We start from the raw sequence: 17,569 nt of genomic DNA, 5'->3' as shown, positions 1-17,569 counted from the left end.
AATCAATCTTGTTTTGAAGAAAACTTTCTGAACAGCCCATATTGGTTATACAGGCAGTAGAACAGCGTCATTGCACCGCTTAACGGGATCGCAATGTAGATAATGCCGATAGGAATTTGTAACGCGGAATCAAGCTGTGCCATCTGGCGGCTCATACCGATGTAACCACCGATTGTCAGAACCAAAAATGCAAAGACAGAAGTGGCAAGCTCACCCAAGATTTCCATTGAAATACGTAAGTTACGTGGCATTTTATCGCGCATAAACGTAATCGCCATATGCTCACGCAGACCAAAAACATAGGCCCCACCAATCAGTACCAGCCAGATAAACAAATAGCGCGCCAGCACTTCGCTGACCGCACTTGGGCTATTCAATAAGTAACGGGAAGCAACCTGCCAGGTCACCAGCAAAGTCATTAAACCTACAATCAGAATACACAGAGAGGACGCCACTTTATCAACGGCCAGTTTGACTCGCGTGACCTGCGAATAAAAACCCGATTTGGGCACGGCAATTGAAGGAGCAGATTGAGCAGCTTTCATTTTTATCTCCACGGGGGGCATTCCTGCCCCCTAACTTCTAAGCCTGATTACTTGGCCAACTCACGGATTTTTTCGTATAACGCTTTTTGTTCAGGGGTGGTCAACATCGCAGCCTGCAAGGGTTTGCAACGCTCCTGGAATGGCTTGATATCCACTTCGGTAAAGGTTGCACCATTGTCTTTCGCGGTCTGACGAGCGCCATCAAGCGCTTTATCCCAAAGCTCGAATTGAGTCTGAGTACTCTCTTTGGCTAATTTGCGGAACAATTCGCGGTCGCTTTCGTCCATTTTGGCAAGGAAGGTTTCGTTTGCGACTAACAGGTCAGCCACCATCACGTGACGGGTATTAGAGAAATAGGGAGCCACTTCGTATTGCTTGAGGTCAGCGTAGGTAATTTCGTTGTTTTCAGCGCCATCCAGAACACCTTGCTGAATAGCGGAATAAACTTCACCCTGGCCCATTGGTACGCCCGTCCCCCCCATGCAACTGAGCATTTTGATCATCGTGTCAGACTGCATGACACGGATTTTTTTACCGTTCATGTCTGCCGGGCTGGTGACTGCAGCACCTTTGGTGTAAACGCTACGCGCGCCTGCGGTATATGCGGTTATCACTTCAAAACCCGTACCTTTCGTGGACGCAAACAGGCTATCCAGCACACCAGAAGTGAACACTTTGCGCTGGTGCTCAGGGTTGTCGTAGACATACGGCATCGCCAGAACCGAGAAGTTCTTATTGAAGTTTTCGACCAGTGGGTTCGCTACTACCGCCATTTGAATCGCACCAGATTGAACCAGTTCCAGTGAAGCGCGTTGATCGCCTAACAGTTCGTTAGGGTGGATTTCGAGTTTGTATCGGCCATTCGTTGCCGCTTCCAGTTTATCGCTGAAGGAGATTAACGCTTTGTATTGTGGGTTATTTTCAGATTGGTTAAATGCGGTTTTCAACATAACAGTGCCTGATGGAGCAGCGTCCTCGCCACATCCACTCAGCAAAATCGTTGCGGCAACAGCGGTAGCAACGAGCGAAATTTTTGGCATAACATCTTTCAAATGCAGCATCCCTAATACTCCCTATTATCCATAGTTTCATTGCGGAACTAGTTCAATTCGGAGGTATTTACTCACTGAATGATTGGATATTGAAACTATATTTCACTAAAAAAGAAATTTTGATTCATTTTGTAATTAAGATCGCAAAATCACGCCCCATTTAGCGCAAAAAACAGGCGATTTTTGTATTGAAAAACAACAAGGCGGGGATGAGTCAGTGAAGAAAGTGTGGTTTTAGGATACTTTATAGAAAATATGTAGAGCCAGGCATTCGGGCAATCAATGAAAATAGACGCAGAAATTACCTTCCGTAAGCTTGAAATATTCATGTCTTTTATGGAAAAGGGAAACATCGCCCGTACTGCTGAGGCGCTTGGGATCAGCGGTGTCAGCGTCCATCGCGCATTGCATACCCTTGAAGAAGGTGTTCGCTGCCCATTATTTATCCATAAAGGTCGCAATCTGGTGCCGCTGCCCGCGGCATTAACGCTGCTTGAACACAGCAAAGAAGTGGTAGAACTGATGGCACGGGGTATTACAGAAACCCGCCAGGCTGCAGGGGTTGGGCAAGGCCGACTGCGTATCGGCACGCTCTACTCATTGACGCTCGAAACCGTCCCACGCCTGATAATGGGGATGAAACTGCGTCGCCCGGAACTGGAAATGGATCTCACCATGGGTTCCAACCAAACGCTGCTCAATATGCTTGAAGACGGCGTGCTGGATGCCATTCTTATCTCTATCTCCGAAAGTGAAATCGACCGTAACCGCCTGGAAGTGCTGCCGCTTTTTCACGACGATATCTTCCTCGCCGCCTCCTCCTCATTCCCGCTTGATAACAGCACGCTGGCAGATTTGCGTGATTATTCTGATGAGAAGTTTGTTTCGTTAGCCGAAGGGTTTGCGACTTACAAAGGTTTTCAGGAGGCCTTTCATATCGCCGGTTTTGAGCCAGAAATTGTCACGCGAGTGAACGATATTTTCTCCATGCTCAGTCTGGTACAGGCGGGAGTGGGATTGTCGCTAATGCCGGGGCGCATGAAGAAAGTGTATGAAAATTCCGTGCAACTACTGAAGCTCGCCGAACCGTATCAAATGCAACAGTCCATCGCGATAGTGTTTGCCCGTAGCCGCGAACTCGACCCGAACTTATTGGCACTCGCCGCCGAAGGGCGCATGTACGCCCGTTCGTTTAGCGATACGCCTAACGAGCCGCTTTAACGCGCTCGGCCAGGCGCTTAATCAGCGTGATGCTATTTTGTTCGGCGCATAGCATGTCGCCTTCGCGGAATGCCTGACGCGTCAGGCCCGTCAATACGCTACCTGGCGGCATTTCGATTGCCAGACGCACATCGCGTTCATTGGCGGCAATCATCGCATCACGCCAGCGAACCGTACGCGACATATTCAGCGCCAAATCTTCGGCAATGTGCTCCGGCTGCCAGGCCACGCGCGCGGTGCTGCCGCTAAGATACGTGCAGTTAGGGCGCGTTAGCGTGACTTCGCTAAATGCCTGTTGCAGTTTTAAAGCCGGTTCGCGCAGTAACTCGCAGTGCGACGGCACGCTGACCGCCAGCTGTTTTACCTTTTGCGCTCCAGTTGCCAACGCCTGTTGCGCGACGTTTGCCATCGCTTCGTCACGCCCGGCGATCACGATTTGCTGCTCGGCGTTGATATTGGCGATGTACGTTCCGCTGCCTTTCACCAGCGCTTCCACCTGACTTAACTGCAAGCCGGTAATCGCTGTTAAACCATAGCCTTGCGGGTAAGCCTGTTCCATTAAATCGCCACGCAGTGCGACTAAGCGCAGCGCGTCTTCAAAGCTTAAAGCCCCCGCGACAACCGCTGCGGGAAATGCGCCGATGGACAAACCGCAGACCATATCCGGCACAACATCATGACGCTCAAGTTCAATTGCTGCCGCAACGCCTGCAATCAACAAACAAAGCTGAACCGCGCGGGTGTGTTTCAGCGCGTCTGGCGTATCGAGCGAATCCGTTTCATCGCCCAAAACGGCACGAACACGTGACAAAATACCGCCATTCTGCGGTAACTGTTGCAACATGCCAGCACGTTGGGTTCCCTGCCCGGGGAAAGTGAACAGAATTTTCATGTTTAGCCCTTAAACGCCCATGGATCAGTGACAAGTTGTGGCCCGCTGTTGGTTTTCAGCAAAACACGCCCATCACGCAGCCATTCATTGAGCGCAAAAGCGCCGTACGGCATTTCAATTTGCGTATCAGCGCGACATAACAACTGCCCGGCGACCTGCTGCCATTCCAGCAATGCCTCGCGTTCAACGCGCTCCGGGCAACGAATAATCAGGTCGAGATCGCTATCAGCATGCAGCACCGGAACTTCGGTCGACAGCGCGTAACCCACGCTGCCCGTAATGCCCCAAATCCAGGGCCACTCACGCAGTGCGAGCTGAATTGCGCCCTGAACCGGTGGCATAGAAACAAACGGAGAGTTGATTAACAGATCGCGGGAAGCCAAGGATTCAGGGGAAATTACGCGTTTGATTTTCGCGGCTTTCACCCATCCTGCCGCCCGCTGGTCACGGCGCATTCCACGAACACCCACTGGAATGCGCCCTTCATGGTTGACATCACGTCGCACCACTACCGGTAGCACGAGCCGCCACTGGCTTGCCACCCACTCCTCACTCACACCTTCAAGTGCTGCGCTTTCGGTAAGCCAGAGTAAGTCGTGTGGGCGCGGTGCGTTCATGATTTACATTCCTGAAGTCAAAGAGATAAACAGCGGTAACGACAGGATAGAGAGCACAGAGCTCAACAGCAAGACGGCTTCTGCATCCGGTGATTGCACGCCGAAACGGTTGCCGAATACTACGCCGAAGAAACCAGCAGACAGCGCGATCATCAGAATCGCGGTGATCGCAATCGGACCACTCAGACCCAGCGCCAGCACGATGCCCCAGGCAATGAACGGCTGAATCAGCAGTTTGGTAACGGTTGCCACGCACACCACAGTGTTAATTTTCAGCTTACGGGCAGAAAGGATAACACCGGTCAGGAACAGCGCGGCTGCGGTGGCAGACAAACCCAACGGCTTGATAGACGACAGCAGCAAGTCAGGCATTTTGATGCCAATAGCCGACAGCACCACACCCAGCAGCGGACCCCAGACGATAGGTTTTTTCAGCGAACGCCACATCAGAACCGGCAGCATCGCAAGCGTAGAGCCTGCCGCTTCGCCAGCCGCACGGGCTTTTTCACGTTCGAGAATCATCAGGCAGAACGGAGTCATCAGTACGGAACCGCAAGCGATAGATACCGCAACAGACAATGACGTGGCTGGGCCTTCACCCAATACGCTTCCCAGAATAGGCAAACCAAGAGCCGCATAGTTTGGCAGCGCTACGGTTAACGTCAGTACCGCCGCATCCTGCGGAGATTTTTTGAAGACTTTAGTCGCCATAAAGTAGATAGCGGCGTAGGTGATCCACATCGCCAGAACCAGCACCACACTCATTGGCGACTGTTTGACGATACCGGCCCACGGAGTCTGAACCGTCGCGCTAAACAACGCAGCAGGAAGTGCAAAATCCATTACAAAGATATTGAGCAGGGAAACATTTTTGTTATCGACCATCTTTGCTTTGCCGGCGAAAAAGCCGAGTAGCATGATGACAAAAATGGGTGCAAGAGCATGAACAATCACGTAAGTCATAACTTCACCTGTAGTTAAAAAAAGAAATCTGGCACGAGCGCGATAGTTTTTATTTTCAGACGGCTATTTTTTATTGGGCACAACGATCGTGCCCATCGGGTCGTCTGGCAGGTCTGTCTTTTTAAAACGATGTTTACCAGATTGCCCGCATACGCTCGCGAACCAGAGCCGAGCTGCGGCGGTTTTCCGCATTCAACCGGCTTTTCAGAGTGTTATCGGTACGAGCTTCACGTACTGCGGTGACCAGCGCGGCATTCACTTTTTCCATGTCTTCGCTTTGCGGCGCTTGCGGGTTCGCAATATCGAGCAGTGCGGATAACAGGCCCAGAGTTTCGTAGTTGCTGATGTCGTAAGCCATCGGTGGGATGGTCGCGGCCAGTTTTTCCAGCGCTTCGACAGTACGCAGCGTGATACGCGCTGCAGACTCTTTGCCCATCGCGTGGATCATCACGCCAGAATCGTTGAACGCGATCAAGCGGTTAGCCTGGTAGCCATGCGCCAGGAAGGCTCCGGACATCGCTTTGCCGACAATCAGGCCGATAACCGGATGGCCAGCCAGACGCGCATTGGCGTAAGCCGCCGCTGCCCCCGCCAAAGCCTGGTGGATACCAAACGCTTCTTCACGACGGCCATAAGCCTGGCTCGGTACATCGATCACCGCCACAATGGCGCGTTTTTCTGTCTTTTCAGCATCTTCGGCGATGGTTTCGCTGATGACTTTCGCCAGTGTCCAGCCTTCAAGCAGGCCAACTTCCCCACCCGCTGCGCGTGGATAATGGTTGTTTTCATCCGGCACAACCGCGATAAAGCGTGCGGCTTTGCCGTCAACAACACCGTCGGCAACTTGTACCGAAGCACACAATCCGGCCATGCGCGGGGCGCTGGCTGTCAGTTTGTCCAACCAAATGGCGGCGCGATTCAGTTTCTGGCTCATGCGCGTTTCTCCCCAAAAAGCTGTTTAATCTGTTCGGCATCGGCTTGTTTGCGTGTGTCGAAATTGTTCAGGCGTTCCAGAAACTCTGCGTAGTTATCAGTACGATGTTGAGCAGGAACCCCTTTGCCGATAGCCGCGTTAACCGCTTGTTTGATCGCGTTTACGCCATCACCCACCAGCGCTTCAACAAAACCACTCTGGTAGCGCACTTCGCCACCGGTCATGCTCCAGATAAACGGACGGTTACGGGAGTCGTATTCATCAATCCCCGCTTCCTGTTCGATAACCTGCGGACCGTTCAGGCCCAGGCGAGCTTCACGCGTCACGATTAAGTAACTGCAAAGTGCCGCCGCGATGGACATCCCGCCGAAGCACCCCACGGTTCCCGCCACCACACCGATAACCGGCGTGTAACGGCGAAGATCAACGATGGCGGCGTGAATATCGGCAATTGCCGCGAGGCCAAGGTTCGCTTCCTGCAAACGCACACCGCCGGTTTCGAGGCACAAAACGGCCTGAGTCGGGATGCCGTTGCGGTTATCTTCTGCTGCCAGTTCAAGGGCCGCGGCCATTTTCGCGCCGGACACTTCGCCCATGCTGCCGCCCTGGAAAGCACCTTCGATGGCAATGACGACCGCCGGGCCGCCGTTAATGGTGCCTTTGGCAACCACCATGCCGTCGTCAGATTGCACCACGATGCCCTGGGCTTCTAACCACGGTGAAACAATGCCTTCGAACGGGTCGAGCAGTTCGCGGAAGCTGCCGTCATCCAGCAACAGGCGCGCACGTTCACGCGCTTTGAGTTCGATAAAGCTGCTGTCGTTACGCATGGGCAACCTCTTCAAAAACTTGTTCGATACGAATACGGGCCACACCTGGCGTCGCGCCAAAATCGTGGATCTGCATCTGCCCGGCAGGAAGGCTGGCTAACGCGCCGATGCGCTCAAACAGGGACTGCCAGCGTTGTTCGCTGTTATCTACGGACGTCGTGATGTTGATAGTCAGGGTTTCACCCTGAGTCGCCGTAAACAGAACTTCCATATCACCGGAGCCAACTACACCCGCCAGCGCTTTGCCGCTAACGGTGCGAGTTGCCGGAAATGACAACGTAATGTGTTCCATAACACCCTCTTAAATAAGTGTGTGAAGCGGGGTTGTATCAATCGCGATGCTGTCCATCAGCAGCGTGGCCGCCAGCAAATCGGCGGCTCCGCCCGGTGAGGCGTTAAGTGCCAGCATGTGCTTATCAAGCCAGGCTAAAGCCGCGCGGCCTTCGACGGTTGCCGTGCCGCCTGCCACCAGCACGCTACGCGCACCGTTTTGCATCACTTCCAGGCCTTCCAGCCCAGCGCGTGAAAGCACGCAGGTGTCGCTAAGCGAGGTCATGATGGCCATCAGCGCATCCAACCGAGCCTGCTGTTCGGTTGCACCAGACTGACGGCTACGGCGCAGTTGCGGCAACGCAAGATTCATGATGTGCGGGAAGCCAAGCTGCGCTTCTTCGCGAGCGCCGTGAACGCGATAACGCCGTGTGGCGAGCAACCCCTTGCTGAAAACTTTTGGTGCTGAGCTGTCCGGCAGGCTGGCCAGTTTTGCGGCAGTTGCTGCAATGTCTGAACTACTGCCTTCTAATCCGTGCATCGCGGCGGCACTCACCAGTAATCCGAGCGCCCAGATAGCGCCCCGGTGAGTGTTCACTCCGCCGGTCGCCAGCATCATCTGCACTTCGCCTTCGCGGCCTAAACGGCCAACCAGTTGACGCAGTGCGATATCTGCCGGACGCTGCCAGCTTTGTAACGCAAGAGCATGAAACGTCGGGGAAAGGCTGTGCGCTGAGCGCTCCATCAGGTCCAGGGTCAGATCGTGATGAGCCCCGTTTCCCCGGCTGTCCACCAGACCGGGTTTCGGACTCAGGCGTACTTCTTCGATCAAGCTTTGGGTGGCAACCCGTGCAAGCCAAAGCGCCCCGCCCTCAACACCCATCTGTGGCTGTAGTTTCATTACCAGCTCCGGAATTTCGCAGGTGGGTTATAAAGACCGCCAGACCATTCCACTAAATCCGCTACGCTGCTGGCTGCCAGCAGTGAACGGGTGGCGTCGGTACGACGAATGCCCATGTCTTCCGGGAAGACCACTTTTCCGCTTTGGCGAAGTGCGGCAACGCGTTTCGCATCAACGCCCAGACCGATATCTGTGATCCCCGCAACAGAAGCCACCATCGCACGGCGTTCTTCAAGGCTTTCAGCGCGATACAGATAGGCGATGCCTTCTTCGGTCAGTACGTGGGTCACGTCGTCGCCGTAAATCATCACCGGAGCCAGTGGCATTGCGGAGGCTTTCGCTACGTCAACGGCATCGAGTTTTTCAACAAACGTGGGTTTAACGCCGGCCTGGAAGGTTTCAACCATTTGCACAACCAGCTTGCGGCCACGTTGCATCAGATCGGGCTGAGCCTGCATCGCAAGCCAGGCGGCTGTCGCGTGGCGGCGACCGTGTGGATCGTGGCCCATATTTGGCGCACCGCCGAAACCGGACAGACGACCACGAGTGACCGTTGAGGAGTTGGCGTAACCGTCAACCTGCAAGGTGGAACCGATAAACATATCCACCGCGTACTGGCCTGCCAGCTGGCAGAACGCACGGTTCGAACGCATCGAACCATCGGCACCGGTAAAGAACACATCCGGACGAGCACGAACGTACTCTTCCATACCCAGTTCACCGCCGAAGCAGTGCACAGTTTCAACCCAGCCGCTTTCAATGGCAGGAATCAAGGTTGGGTGCGGGTTTAGCGTCCAGTGTTTACAGATTTTGCCTTTCAGTCCGAGCTGTTCGCCGTAGGTTGGCAGCAGCAGTTCGATGGCGGCGGTGTTAAAACCGATGCCGTGGTTGAGCGATTGCACCTGATGTTCCGCGTAGATGCCTTTAATCGCCATCATCGCCATCAGAATGTGTTCTTGCTTAATCAGGCGCGGATCGCGGGTAAACAGCGGCTCGATAAAGAACGGTTTATCGGCAACAACCACGTAATCAACCCACGAGCCCGGAATATCAACACGCGGCAGGTCACATTCGTCGTCTACCAGTTCGTTAACCTGGGCGATCACAATGCCGTCGTGGAAGGCAGCCGCTTCGACTAACGCTGGGGTATCTTCAGTGCTGGCACCGGTATACAGGTTGCCTTTGCGGTCGGCTTTAAAACCGGCAATTAATGCCACGTTTGGAACCAGATCCACATACAAGCGGGAATAGAGTTCGATGTAGGTATGAATTGCACCAATCTCTAACTGACCGTCTTCAAGCAGCTGCGAGATACGCAGGCTTTGGGTGCCAGAGAAGGAGAAATCGAGCTTGCGGGCAATACCTTTTTCAAAAATATCAAGGTGTTCGCTGCGACCGACGCTCGGCATGATCATATGCAGGTCGTGAACTTTAGATGGACTCACTTCGGCCAACATGCGGGAAAGGAAATCCGCCTGTTTTTGGTTATTGCCTTCAAGCACCACACGATCGCCGGGAGCGATCAGTTTTTCCAGCATATCGACAAGGCCTTCGGTTGGAAGCACCTTGCCCTGCACGTTGGTGGAAGCCATACGACGCTGTTTCTCGATGCGACGTGTGTTCCAGACTCGTGCTGGCTTTTGGTAAGCCGTCATTTTAACCTCCTGATTCAGCGCATCATTCTGATTTGCTTTAGTCTGGTTAAATTGTGCGCCTGACTGGTTAGACCATCAATTAAGCTCAGGGACTAATCATTAGCCTTAGAGTAACAATGGATATTGAGTTTTGTGACAGGGGTAGATAGCGGTAAGGAGGGTTTTGTCGCAGGGGATTTTTATTGGTACCCCTCTTTCCCACAGACAGAAAGAGGGGCTGACGCAAGCGCTATTACGATTTAGCGGCTGGATGTGCGGTGATTTGAATTGAGTCGGTGTAAGTCACACGCACGCTCTGATTAACTTTAAGGTCTTTCAAGCGAGCCTGAACCTCAGGATCTTCAACCGTAATCACTTTCTCCTGCCCTTTAGGACCGACAAAAGTCACTTCGTTCTTTTTCACATCAATGTGTTTAATTTTGAGCTGAACGTTAACCTGGCGGAAAGCTTCGTGCTCTGGGCTATCTTTGGTCGCTTTTTCCATGCCTTTGGTTGATGAAGCAGTCGGTGCGGCTTTATCAACATCGGTATCAAATGCAACGGCAACGGAGCGAGTCACGGTGGTATCAACAGTGTCGCCCGCTTTCAGATTTGCCAGAGTACCGGCTTCTTCAGGAACATTGAGCGAAACTTTATTGCCTTGCTCACCTTCCAGTACTACGACATGGTTTTTTTGATCAACTGAAACCACTTTCGCGGAAAAGTGATCGGCCTGGAGATCACCCGCTACAGGCAGAAGTGTGGCATTTGCAGAGAAAACACTGAACGCGAGTAGCGAAACAGTTGCGGCACCTTTGGCAATGGTACGAATCGGTTTCATGAATCGGATGTCCTTATAAATAATAAAATAACTTATATACCCTTAGGGTTGATCAGTATTACCTTAGCGATACTTCTTATGGTAGGCATTGCGAGTGGTTTTAAAATCTTCTGCTGCCGCCTGTGCTTCTTTCACTTTACCTTCGTTGGCAAGTTTCAGCGCACCATCAATTTGCCCCACCAGCAAATCCAGACCGTGGCGATAGTCTTTCAACTCCGCGCTGTCGGGCGCTTTGTTTTCAAGTTTAGTGGGTGTGCCTTTTTGCGCATCCAGTGCTGCAGTACGCATATTGTTGAGCGAGGTTTTTAGTTCTGCCGCGCTATCGGTGCTCATCACGGTTTTGTAGTTCTCCGCAATCGCGTCCATATCATCGGCGACTTCTTTTGCCATGCTCGTTGCGGAAAATAACACGGTCGATACTGCCAACATTGCAATCAGTTGCTTACGCATTAAATCACCCTTTAAAAATAGTTAGTATTAACCCTAAATAATTCGAGTTGTGGGTAAGTGTAGCCAACCCCCCACAACTTGAAGTATGAAGGGTTTTTACTGGCCAGCAATTTTCATTTCTGGCAACAACACTGAACCACACTGAATGTTACTGCGCTTCTCAATATCACTGCCTACTGTGACAATTTCTCGCCACATATCTTTTAAATTTCCGGCGATGGTAATTTCACTCACCGGATACTGGATTTCGCCATTCTCAACCCAGAAACCAGACGCACCACGCGAATAGTCGCCGGTGATGCCGCTTACGCCCTGGCCCATCAATTCAGTGACCACCAGACCCGTGCCCATCTCTTTTAGCATACCGTCGAAATCCAGGCCGCGCCCTTCGATTCGCCAGTTATGGATGCCACCCGCATGGCCGGTGCTTTTCAGGCCCAGTTTGCGGGCAGAATAGTTGGTCAGCAGCCATTGTTGCAGGATGCCGTCTTTAATAATGTCGCGGCGCTCTGTGCGAACCCCTTCACTATCAAACGGCGTGGATGCCAGGCCTTTGAGCAGATGCGGGTGTTCTTCAATCGTCAGCCATTCCGGCAGGATTTGCTTCCCGAGCGAATCAAGCAGGAAAGTCGATTTACGGTAAACCGAGCCACCAGCAATCGCGCCAACCAAATGCCCGAACAGGCCGGTTGCTGCTTCGGCAGCAAAAATAACCGGTGCTTTCATGGTAGACAATTTACGCGGAGACAGACGTGCCAGCGTGCGGCGAGCGCACTCAATGCCAACGGATTCCGGGCTATCCAGGTCTTCCATCGCACGGCCAATGGTGTACGCGTAATCACGTTCCATCTCGCCGTTCACTTCTGCAATCACACAGCTTGAAAGCGAGTGGCGAGTCGAGCAATAGCTTTGCAGCATGCCGTTACTGTTGCCGAACACTTTAATGCCGTAGTGGCTATTAAAGCTGCCGCCTTCGGTATTGTTGATGCGCTTATCGACGTTCAGTGACGCGTTTTCAGCACGCGCGGCCAGCTCAATGGCGCGGTCGGCGTCCATTTCAGTGGGGTGGAAAAGATCTAAATCTGGCGCGTCAAAAGCCAGTAATTCTTTATCAGCCACACCCGCGAACGGATCTGGCGACGTGTAGCGGGCGATATCCAAAGCAGCCTGCACGGTACGCGCCACGGCATCCGGGCTGAGATCGGTGGTGGAGGCACTGCCTTTACGGTTTTGATGATAGACGGTGATGCCTAACGCACCATCGCTGTTAAATTCGACATTTTCCACCTCACCGTATCGCGTGCTGACGCTGATACCAGTGGTTTTACTGACGGCAACTTCTGCGCCATCGGACTGAGCGGAGGCCAGTTCCAGCGCCTGAGATACTGCGTGTTCCAGAACCTGACGTTGTTGTGCTACTTGCGTGTTTACTTTCATCGCTACTGCCATAATGTAAGGTGAGTGATTTAAGTCTAACAGGAACAGAACAATTTCGCAGTGAACAGGCTTTACTGGTAGAATTAGCCACTTTTTTTAAGGAGCCTAATATGACTAAGCAGCCCGATGACTGGCTCGACGACGTACCAGATAACGAAAATGAAGACGAAGATGATGAGATTATCTGGGTCAGTAAAAGCGAAATTAAACGTGATGCCGAGGAATTAAAACGCCTGGGTATGGAACTGATGGAGTTGGGCAAGAACGCGCTCGACAAGATCCCTCTTGATGACGATTTGCGTGCAGCGATTGAATTAGCGCAGAAAATCAAAAAAGAAGGCCGTCGCCGTCAGGTTCAGTTGATTGGTAAAATGATGCGTTCGCGTGACATGGATCCTATCCGTCAGGCGCTCGATAAACTGAAAAACCGTCACAACCAACAAGTTGCGCTGTTCCATAAACTGGAAGCATTGCGCGATCGTTTGGTTGAAGAAGGTGATGACGCAATGAGTGAAGTCCTGAGACTTTACCCGGATGCCGATCGCCAGCAACTGCGCGTACTGATCCGTAACGCTCAAAAAGAGAAGGCAGCCAACAAGCCGCCAAAATCTTACCGCCAGATTTTCTCTTATCTGCGTGAGCTGGCCGAAGCCCAGGCCTAACCCCCCCCTCATCCCGGCCTTCTCCCCCAAGGAGAAGGAGAAAACCTGGCACCGGGCTATCCCCTCTCCCTCAGGGAGAGGGTTAGGGTGAGGGTTGTTTCACCTTCACCCTATTACTGGTTCTCGGCTTTCTTCGCCAGCGCATCCAGCAACTTCTGATGAATACCACCGAAACCACCGTTACTCATCACCAGAATGTGGTCACCCGGCTGCGCGGTTTTCATCACCAAATCCACCAGCGTGTCGACATCCGCACTCCAGTGCGCAGGCTGAATACAGGCTTCTGCCACTTCCACTACCTGCCAGGGAATATGCGGCGGCTGGAGTAAAAAGACTTCATCTGCACGGCCTAAAGAAGGGGCGAGATCGTCTTTGCTGAGGCCCATTTTCATGGTGTTAGAGCGCGGCTCAAGCACGGCCAAAATACGCGCGGTTCCGCCCACTTTGCCACGCAGCGCAGCAAGCGTTGCCAGAATCGCCGTTGGATGGTGAGCAAAATCGTCATACACCGTTACGCCGTTCGCTTCACCGCGCAATTCAAGGCGGCGACGCGCGTTCACGAAACTGTCCAACGCTTTCGCCGCATCAGCAGGCGTCACACCCACATGGCGCGCAGCGGCAATCGCCATCAGCCCGTTATGCATGTTGTGTTCGCCCACTAGCTGCCAGTGCACTTCACCGACGCGTTCACCATCCAGATACACTTCCCAGTGAGAAGCATCAGGATTGAGTTTCTTCGCCTGCCAGTGGCCTTGTTCGCCCACCAGCTCTTGCTCGCTCCAGCAACCCATCGCCAGCGTTTGCTTAATATTGGCGTCGTTTTCAGGCCAGATGATTTTCCCCTGCCCCGGCACGATACGCACCAGATGGTGGAACTGTTTCTGAATCGCTTTCAGGTCGTCAAAAATGTCCGCGTGATCGAACTCAAGATTATTGAGGATCAACGTGCGCGGGCAGTAATGCACGAATTTGGAACGCTTGTCGAAGAACGCACAGTCGTATTCATCGGCTTCAATCACGAAGAATGAGCTTTCACCCAGACGCGCAGAAACGTCGAAATTACCCGGTACTCCGCCAATCACGAAACCAGGTTTGTAGCCGCAGGCTTCCAGAATCCAGGTCGCCATTCCTGCCGTCGTCGTTTTGCCGTGCGTTCCCGCAACCGCAATCACCCAACGGTCGCGTAGCACGAAGTCGTGCAGCCACTGCGGGCCTGACATGTAAGGGATGTTTTTCTCGAGCACCGCTTCAACACAAGGATTACCGCGCGTCATGGCGTTGCCAATGATCACCAAATCCGGCTGAGGATCGAGTTGGCTTGCGTCGTAACCTTGAATTAAATCAATCCCCTGCTCTTGTAGCAGAGTGCTCATCGGTGGGTATACGTTGGCGTCCGAGCCCGTAACTTCATGGCCGAGGGAACGGGCCAGCATTGCCAGGCCACCCATGAAGGTGCCGCAAATACCCAGAATATGAATGCGCATAAATCTATCCTTTCATTATTTGGCGCATATTCTAACCGCATGTTGGGTGCTGGCAAATCGCATTTAAGTTAATTCCGTATTTTGCTGGCGCGATTCACCTGTACGCGACTATTTGAATCTTTGTTAGGATTGTTGCAGACGCTTTATCCAACATAAGATGCAGGGAAAGTATTATGAAAACGTTAGGTGAATTTATTGTCGAAAAGCAGCATGAGTTCTCGCACGCTACCGGTGAACTGACTGCATTGTTGTCGGCAATAAAGCTCGGCGCAAAAATCATCCACCGCGACATCAACAAAGCGGGTCTGGTGGATATTTTAGGTGCCAGCGGAGCTGAAAACATCCAGGGCGAAGTGCAGCAAAAACTTGACCTGTTCGCAAACGAAAAACTGAAAGCAGCACTGAAAGCCCGAGGGATTGTGGCGGGTGTGGCTTCCGAAGAAGAAGATGACATTGTTGTTTTCGAAGGCGCGGAACATGCCAAGTACGTGGTACTGATGGACCCACTTGATGGCTCCTCAAACATCGACGTCAACGTGTCAGTGGGTACGATTTTCTCAATCTATCGCCGTATCACTCCGGTAGGTACGCCAGTCACCGAAGCCGATTTCCTCCAGCCTGGTAACAAGCAAGTGGCAGCAGGTTATGTGGTTTACGGCTCCTCAACCATGTTGGTTTATACCACCGGTTGTGGTGTGCATGCCTTCACTTACGATCCGTCACTGGGCGTGTTCTGCCTATGCCAGGAACGTATGCGCTTCCCGGACAAAGGAAACACCTACTCCATCAACGAAGGGAACTACATCCGTTTCCCTACTGGGGTGAAGAAATACATTAAGTTCTGTCAGGAAGAAGACGCCAACACGCAGCGCCCTTATACCTCGCGCTACATCGGCTCTCTGGTGGCAGACTTCCACCGTAACCTGCTCAAAGGCGGGATTTACCTCTATCCAAGCACCGCAAGCCACCCGGAAGGGAAACTGCGTTTGCTGTATGAAGGTAATCCGATGGCATTCCTGGCTGAGCAAGCTGGCGGTAAAGCGAGTGACGGTAAAGAACGTATTCTGGATATCATCCCTGAAACCCTGCACCAGCGCCGTCCGTTCTTTGTCGGTAATGAGCATATGGTTGATGATGTAGAACGCTTTATTCGTGAGTTCCCGGACGCTTAAGGCCCCGCCCTCACCCCGGCCCTCTCCCCCAGGAGAGGGAGAAAACCATACTGTTCCCTCTCCTGGGGGAGAGGGTTAGGGTGAGGGCAAAAAAAATTAACACCTAAACGTCGCCATTGCCGCCACAAGCTGCTGCGACTGCTCCTCCAGTGAACGGGTCGCCGCTGTAGACTCGTGAACCAACGCCGCATTCTGCTGCGCCGCTTCATCCATCTGGCTGACCGCGATATTCACCTGCTCGATACCGTGGCTTTGTTCATTTGACGCACTGGCGATTTCACGCACCAGTCGGGTCATGCGCATCACTTCTTCCGCAATCTCATCCATTGTTTCACCCGCTTGCTGCGCCAGTTCGCGACCTTCGCCAACGTGATTTTGTGAATCTGAAATAAGCGAGCGGATCTCTTTTGCTGCATCAGCGCTGCGGCTGGCGAGCGTGCGAACTTCACCCGCCACCACCGCAAACCCACGACCTTGCTCACCCGCTCGCGCTGCTTCCACCGAAGCATTCAGCGCCAGAATATTGGTCTGGAAGGCGATACCGTCAATCACGCTCAGAATATCTGCGATGCGGCCTGAGCTACTGGAGATATCCTGCATTTTTTCAATGACGTAGCACACCATTTCGCTGCCGCGATCGGCGATATCAGAAACGTCTTTTGCTAACTTGTGCGCCTGCTCCGCGTTGTCGGCATTCTGTTTAACCGTCGCGGTAATCTGCTCCATGCTGGCGGCAGTTTGTTCGAGCGACGTTGCGGTTGATTCAGTGCGCTGGGAAAGATTGAGGTTACCCGCGGCCAATTCCCGGCTGCCGGTATCAATTTGCGAACTGGCGTCACGTACGCGGCTTACGGATTCCATCAGGGAATCACGCATCACGGTAATGGCCGCCGCCAGGCGACCGAACTCGTTATTGCCCGCAGGTGGCAATGTCTGGGTTAAATCGCCTTTAGCGACAAACTCCAGTTGTTCAATCGACTGGTTAAGCGGTTTAAGCAGCAAATGACGCAGCGCCAGCCACACCAGCACGATAATTCCGGCGGTGAGCAATGCAGCAATAATGATAAGCGTCAGGACGATGGTTTTGTGCCGTTGCACCGCTTCAACTTCGCTGTTGCCGCGCTGCTCGCCCCATTGTTTGAAAATCTCCACGTCAGTATCAAACTTCTGCGACAACGGAATCAGAGTGTGTTCGAGCAAATCGTAATAATCATCGGGGCTTTGTTTGGTGAGGGCAGCCAGCATCGGGTTGATGCCTTTAGAGACGTATTCTGCATAGGTTTGCGCTAAATTCTGGATCAGGCGATTGCCCTCTTCATCACCGACACCGCTGTCGATAAAGTCTTTTAACTGCTGTTGCGCTGCATTCACATCACTGGTGACATAGTCGGTGGATTTGGTCGCATCTTCCAGCAAACCAATCTCCATCTGCCGAACCGCCTGCCCCGCCCCGTTGCGCGCACGCAACAAAGAGATATAGCCGTCCGACAAGCGCACCATCTGTTCGCCCTGTAAGCGATTGATATTCTGGAGTGAAACAGAACTTTGTTGCAGCGCGTAAATGCCCATACCGCTGACAAATAACAATAGAAAGGTCATGACTGCCAGTAACGTCAGCAGCCCCGTGCGAATAGACAAATTTCTCAACATGCTCTTTTCCCGGT

At 52.8% G+C, this 17,569-nt stretch carries 18 protein-coding genes; 3 read left to right on the top strand and 15 right to left on the bottom strand.

Translation table 11 applies throughout. The annotated features are described in order from the left end of the window. Positions 1 to 2: 2 nt before the first annotated feature. Together BSPA111_RS18505 and BSPA111_RS18500 are read right to left on the bottom strand one after the other, a co-directional pair. Positions 3 to 545: a TRAP transporter small permease gene (locus BSPA111_RS18505; RefSeq protein WP_183272606.1), complete on the bottom strand. Its 543-nt coding sequence runs from the start codon at positions 543 to 545 to the stop codon at positions 3 to 5. Between the two features lie 47 nt (positions 546 to 592). Then, positions 593 to 1,606 carry a TRAP transporter substrate-binding protein gene (locus BSPA111_RS18500; protein WP_221200571.1) on the bottom strand — a complete coding sequence of 338 codons (1,014 nt, stop codon included), beginning with the start codon at positions 1,604 to 1,606 and terminating at the stop codon, positions 593 to 595. A 273-nt stretch (positions 1,607 to 1,879) separates the two neighbouring features. On the opposite strand from BSPA111_RS18500, the gene BSPA111_RS18495 reads away from it, so the two are divergent. Next, positions 1,880 to 2,818, top strand: a complete 939-nt coding sequence (locus BSPA111_RS18495) for a LysR family transcriptional regulator (protein WP_183272605.1) — start codon at positions 1,880 to 1,882, stop codon at positions 2,816 to 2,818. On the opposite strand, the gene mdcH is transcribed toward BSPA111_RS18495, so the two are convergent. The 11 genes from mdcH to pmbA all read right to left on the bottom strand — a co-directional run bounded on the left by mdcH (position 2,802) and on the right by pmbA (position 12,599). Continuing rightward, positions 2,802 to 3,710 (bottom strand): malonate decarboxylase subunit epsilon, encoded by a 909-nt coding sequence (mdcH, locus tag BSPA111_RS18490; protein ID WP_183272604.1) that lies wholly within the window; start codon positions 3,708 to 3,710, stop codon positions 2,802 to 2,804. The two genes, BSPA111_RS18495 and mdcH, sit on opposite strands and share 17 nt — an antisense overlap. Before the next feature lie 2 nt (positions 3,711 to 3,712). Beyond that, on the bottom strand, positions 3,713 to 4,327 hold the full coding sequence (locus BSPA111_RS18485) for a malonate decarboxylase holo-ACP synthase (protein WP_183272603.1): 615 nt from the start codon (positions 4,325 to 4,327) through the stop codon (positions 3,713 to 3,715). A gap of 3 nt (positions 4,328 to 4,330) precedes the next feature. Continuing rightward, positions 4,331 to 5,290, bottom strand: coding sequence for an AEC family transporter (locus BSPA111_RS18480; protein WP_183272602.1), 960 nt, complete (start codon positions 5,288 to 5,290; stop codon positions 4,331 to 4,333). A gap of 133 nt (positions 5,291 to 5,423) precedes the next feature. Continuing rightward, entirely contained in the window at positions 5,424 to 6,224 is an 801-nt protein-coding gene (gene mdcE, locus BSPA111_RS18475; protein WP_183272601.1) for a biotin-independent malonate decarboxylase subunit gamma, read from the bottom strand. Then, positions 6,221 to 7,054, bottom strand: coding sequence for a biotin-independent malonate decarboxylase subunit beta (locus BSPA111_RS18470; protein ID WP_183272600.1), 834 nt, complete (start codon positions 7,052 to 7,054; stop codon positions 6,221 to 6,223). The genes mdcE and BSPA111_RS18470 overlap by 4 nt, the downstream gene beginning before the upstream one ends. After that, positions 7,047 to 7,346, bottom strand: coding sequence for a malonate decarboxylase acyl carrier protein (mdcC, locus tag BSPA111_RS18465; protein WP_183272599.1), 300 nt, complete (start codon positions 7,344 to 7,346; stop codon positions 7,047 to 7,049). Before mdcC ends, BSPA111_RS18470 begins: the two co-directional genes overlap by 8 nt. A gap of 9 nt (positions 7,347 to 7,355) precedes the next feature. Next, a complete protein-coding gene (locus tag BSPA111_RS18460; RefSeq protein WP_183272598.1) occupies positions 7,356 to 8,225 on the bottom strand; it encodes a triphosphoribosyl-dephospho-CoA synthase in 870 nt (289 codons plus the stop codon). Next, positions 8,225 to 9,880, bottom strand: coding sequence for a malonate decarboxylase subunit alpha (gene mdcA, locus BSPA111_RS18455; protein ID WP_183272597.1), 1,656 nt, complete (start codon positions 9,878 to 9,880; stop codon positions 8,225 to 8,227). Before mdcA ends, BSPA111_RS18460 begins: the two co-directional genes overlap by 1 nt. Before the next feature lie 232 nt (positions 9,881 to 10,112). Continuing rightward, the gene (locus BSPA111_RS18450; protein WP_183272596.1) at positions 10,113 to 10,700 is read right to left on the bottom strand and encodes a hypothetical protein; all 588 of its coding nucleotides are present in this window, start codon (positions 10,698 to 10,700) and stop codon (positions 10,113 to 10,115) included. A gap of 63 nt (positions 10,701 to 10,763) precedes the next feature. Beyond that, positions 10,764 to 11,150 carry a cytochrome b562 gene (gene cybC, locus BSPA111_RS18445; protein ID WP_183272595.1) on the bottom strand — a complete coding sequence of 129 codons (387 nt, stop codon included), beginning with the start codon at positions 11,148 to 11,150 and terminating at the stop codon, positions 10,764 to 10,766. Between the two features lie 96 nt (positions 11,151 to 11,246). Beyond that, on the bottom strand, positions 11,247 to 12,599 hold the full coding sequence (pmbA, locus tag BSPA111_RS18440) for a metalloprotease PmbA (protein ID WP_183272594.1): 1,353 nt from the start codon (positions 12,597 to 12,599) through the stop codon (positions 11,247 to 11,249). A 98-nt stretch (positions 12,600 to 12,697) separates the two neighbouring features. On the opposite strand from pmbA, the gene yjgA reads away from it, so the two are divergent. Continuing rightward, complete coding sequence (gene yjgA / locus BSPA111_RS18435; RefSeq protein WP_183272593.1) at positions 12,698 to 13,249, top strand: ribosome biogenesis factor YjgA; 552 nt, start codon at positions 12,698 to 12,700, stop codon at positions 13,247 to 13,249. A 113-nt stretch (positions 13,250 to 13,362) separates the two neighbouring features. On the opposite strand, the gene mpl is transcribed toward yjgA, so the two are convergent. Next, positions 13,363 to 14,733 carry a UDP-N-acetylmuramate:L-alanyl-gamma-D-glutamyl-meso-diaminopimelate ligase gene (gene mpl, locus BSPA111_RS18430; RefSeq protein WP_183272592.1) on the bottom strand — a complete coding sequence of 457 codons (1,371 nt, stop codon included), beginning with the start codon at positions 14,731 to 14,733 and terminating at the stop codon, positions 13,363 to 13,365. A 173-nt stretch (positions 14,734 to 14,906) separates the two neighbouring features. On the opposite strand from mpl, the gene fbp reads away from it, so the two are divergent. Further along, the gene (gene fbp, locus BSPA111_RS18425; protein ID WP_183272591.1) at positions 14,907 to 15,905 is read left to right on the top strand and encodes a class 1 fructose-bisphosphatase; all 999 of its coding nucleotides are present in this window, start codon (positions 14,907 to 14,909) and stop codon (positions 15,903 to 15,905) included. 96 nt (positions 15,906 to 16,001) lie between these two features. Here the strand turns inward: fbp and BSPA111_RS18420 are convergent, their stop codons facing one another. Next, on the bottom strand, positions 16,002 to 17,555 hold the full coding sequence (locus tag BSPA111_RS18420; protein ID WP_183272590.1) for a methyl-accepting chemotaxis protein: 1,554 nt from the start codon (positions 17,553 to 17,555) through the stop codon (positions 16,002 to 16,004). Between the last annotated feature and the right edge of the window lie 14 nt (positions 17,556 to 17,569).

The sequence above is a fragment of the Buttiauxella sp. A111 genome (assembly GCF_014189855.1).
Classification (GTDB): domain Bacteria; phylum Pseudomonadota; class Gammaproteobacteria; order Enterobacterales; family Enterobacteriaceae; genus Buttiauxella; species Buttiauxella selenatireducens.
Note: the sequence above shows the minus strand (reverse complement) of the source record. Positions and strands in the feature narration are given on the sequence as shown.